At 58.6% G+C, this 3,401-nt stretch carries 3 protein-coding genes and 1 pseudogene; 3 read left to right on the top strand and 1 reads right to left on the bottom strand.

The window, feature by feature from the left end; genetic code table 11:
- Positions 1 to 137 (bottom strand): annotated as a pseudogene (locus VGP75_RS15740) (coenzyme F420 hydrogenase); the annotation flags it as partial.
- A 147-nt stretch (positions 138 to 284) separates the two neighbouring features.
- Between VGP75_RS15740 and VGP75_RS15735 the strand changes: the two are divergent.
- From VGP75_RS15735 to VGP75_RS15725, 3 genes are all read left to right on the top strand, one after another.
- A complete protein-coding gene (locus VGP75_RS15735) occupies positions 285 to 1,307 on the top strand; it encodes an aspartate-semialdehyde dehydrogenase (protein ID WP_055293503.1) in 1,023 nt (340 codons plus the stop codon).
- Between the two features lie 147 nt (positions 1,308 to 1,454).
- Positions 1,455 to 3,101: a DUF4139 domain-containing protein gene (locus tag VGP75_RS15730; RefSeq protein WP_327544563.1), complete on the top strand. Its 1,647-nt coding sequence runs from the start codon at positions 1,455 to 1,457 to the stop codon at positions 3,099 to 3,101.
- Positions 3,102 to 3,206: 105 nt separating this feature from the next.
- A partial coding sequence (locus VGP75_RS15725) for a hypothetical protein (protein ID WP_327544562.1) occupies positions 3,207 to 3,401 on the top strand: 195 nt, incomplete at its 3' end.

The following is a 3,401-nucleotide window of genomic DNA, read 5'->3' as shown; positions in this document are numbered from 1 at the left end:
TGCCTCGGATAGTCCGGTTTGATGAACTGGCAGGCTTTGCCGCAGGCGCTTGGGTCGGCCATGCGTGACACACCGCAATCGGTGCAAAGGCCACGGGGTGCGGGATCGGAGAACTGGGGTGTTTGGAACGTCGTCATGCGCGCACTGTAGGGGTGCAAATCCGCGTGTCTAGTTTGATTTACAAGCTTGGCCCCGACCGTTGCAGAGGTACTTCTTTGCCCGCCCCCTTTCCCTTGGCCCCCCCACGCGTTAAAGGGGCGCATCTGTAACAAGGAGCCAGCCAAATGGGCTATCGAATCGCCGTTGTCGGTGCCACAGGTAACGTGGGCCGCGAAATGCTGAACATCCTCGCCGAGCGGGCCTTTCCCGTGGACGAGATTGCCGTACTTGCCAGCCGGAAATCGCTGGGCACCGAAGTCAGCTTTGGCGATAAAACCCTCAAGACCAAGGACCTTGATACCTTTGATTTCACCGGCTGGGACATGGCGCTTTTTGCTGTCGGCTCCGAGGCGACCAAGATTTACGCACCCAAAGCGGCCAAAGCCGGTTGTGTGGTCATCGATAACTCGTCTCTTTACCGCTATGACGCCGATGTGCCGCTGATCGTGCCCGAGGTGAACCCGCAGGCCGTGCACGGCTATTCCAAGAAAAACATCATCGCGAACCCGAACTGTTCGACAGCCCAGATGGTTGTTGCGCTCAAGCCGTTGCATGACCGCGCCACGATCAAGCGCGTGGTTGTCAGCACCTATCAGTCCGTGTCGGGTGCCGGTAAGGGCGGGATTGATGAACTGTGGGACCAGACCAAATCAATCTATAACCCCACTGACAGCAAACCGCCCAAGCAGTTTACCAAGCAGATCGCGTTCAACGTGATCCCGCATATTGATGTGTTCATGGACAGCGGCGAGACCAAAGAAGAATGGAAAATGGTCGCCGAGACCAAGAAGATCGTTGATCCCAAGATCAAGGTGACCGCCACATGTGTGCGCGTGCCTGTCTTCGTTGGTCACTCCGAGGCGATCAATATCGAGTTTGAAGAGTTTCTGGACGAGGACGAAGCCCGCGATATCCTGCGCGAAAGCCCTGGTGTCATGGTGATCGATAAGCGCGAAGACGGTGGCTATGTGACGCCCATCGAATGTGTCGGTGACTTTGCGACCTTCATCAGTCGTATCCGTCAGGACAGCACGATTGATAACGGTCTGAACCTGTGGTGCGTGTCCGACAACCTGCGCAAAGGTGCGGCCTTGAACGCGGTACAGATCGCGGAACTCTTGGGGCGTGAGTGCCTGAAAAAGGGCTGACAGATCAGTCACGCATTTGAAAAGGGCGTCCCGTGGGGCGCCCTTTTTCGTGTCGTCTGCAGATTTTTTGCAATCTCTGCCAAGGAACCTGTCCTGCGATCCGTCAAAGCCTGTATTATGACGCATAACATCTGCAGGAGATTTTCCATGTTGCGCCTTTTTCTGACGACAAGCCTGATTGCACTGGCCGCCCCATCACTCGCCGACACTTTCACTGCGCAGGCACGGGTGGATACGGTCACGATCTATCCCGGGCTCGCGACCGTCACACGACAGATCAGCCTTGATCTGCCTGCAGGCCAGCACGAGATTGTTGTGCCGGGCATGCCGGAAGGTCTGTCCACTGCAGGGCTGCGTTTAGCGGCCTCTGACGGGGCGCAGTTGGGGGCAGTCAACCTTGCATTTGATCGCTTGCCGGTCACGCCCGACCAAAGCGCGCCCGCAATTGTTGCGGCCCGCGATGAGGTGGAGCGGCTGGAAGGTGTCTTGCGGGAGCGTAACGCCGCGATTGCGCAAATCCGCCTGCGGGTGCAGGCCGCCGAGGAACAGGTTTCCTTTTTGCAAAGCCTGTCACAGGCAAGTGCAGGGGAAGCGATGAATGCAGCCGATATTCAGGCCCTCGCACAGATGGTCGGGTCCGAGACTTTGGCCGTGCGTGAAGCCGCTTTTGCCGCCGAGCAAGAGGCGCAGACGGCAGAACGGGCGCGCAAAGAGGATGAGGAGGCGCTACGCGATGCGCAGCAGGCACTGGCGGCGCTGATGGAGCCGGAACAAGCGGGGGCTGTGCTGACCTTTACCTTGGCGGTAGCCGAGGCAGGTGAGGTGACGGTCGATGTGAGCTCGGTCGAGGGGTTTGCCAATTGGTCACCTGTCTATGACATGCGCCTGACCACGGGCGCAGAGGCTTCTCTGGCGGTCGAGCGTTCGGTCGTGATCAGCCAGCAAACCGGGCAGGACTGGAATGATGTGCAGTTGATTCTTTCGACGGCGCGCCCTGGCGAGCAGACCGGACCAAGTGGTGTCTGGGCACCTCTGCGGCGGATCATATCAGAGGATGATCTGGGTCGTGAGAACGGCGTCATGATGATGGCCGATAGCGTACAATCCCTGTCGCGTTCGGGTGCAGTGGCCGAGGTCGCGGCGGCGCCGATGGCCGTGACGGCCAAGGCTGATCTGAGCGGCGCGACCGTCACTTACATCTATCCGGGGCGTGTCGATATACGCAACGGTGTCGAGGATCTGCGCCTGCCGCTGGATACCCTGGATTTCGCCGCTGACGTCTGGGCCGAAGCGGTGCCCAGCCGTGACCAGATCGCCTATCGTATGGCGGAATTCACTAATGATACCGGCGAGGTCCTGTTGCCTGGTCAGGCGCTTCTTTATGCGGACGGTACAATGATCGGGTTCGGCCAGTTGCCTTTGCTTGCGGCAGGGGCGGATACGGAAATAGGGTTCGGTCCGCTGGATGGTCTGCGCCTGACCCGTGCGATCCCGAATAAATCCGAAGGCGATGTCGGGGTCTTTACCAGCGCAAATCAGTTGACCGAACAGGCCGTGATGACGGTGGAAAATCTGACAGGTCAGGCGTGGGACGTGAAACTGCGCGACGCGATCCCCTATTCCGAACAGGATGATCTGGAGGTGGAGTTCACCGCAAGCCCCGCCGTTACGCGGCGTGATCCGGAAGGGAGGCGCGGTATCTTGGAATGGGATCTCGCGCTTGCAGCAGGTGCCAGCCAAGAGGTGACGCTGGACTATACGCTGACATGGCCGAGCGGGTATGTGCTGCGGTAGGGGGTGCGATTTGGAATGGCAGTATTGCCGGACTTTTCTGCCGTTCGATGCAACCACGAAATTCAACTGGCTTGAAAGCCAGTGCCGACACCGAGGACAGAAAGCATGCGTCATCGGGCTGACAGCACCCATGAAGATGCTGCATCATTCTTCTTTAGGGTCAAAATTCCTAGTATTCGCTACCCCACTCGGCTGAGCGGGGTAGCGGGGGACTGCTTCAAGCCCATACTTTGTCTAGCAATGATTTACCGTGCAACGCAGGGCGCCTTTGCTGATCATTTGTTTGCATTACTCGGGCCG

Origin of the sequence: Yoonia sp., assembly GCF_036007805.1 — a bacterium.
Lineage (GTDB): Bacteria > Pseudomonadota > Alphaproteobacteria > Rhodobacterales > Rhodobacteraceae > Yoonia.
Note: the sequence above shows the minus strand (reverse complement) of the source record. Positions and strands in the feature narration are given on the sequence as shown.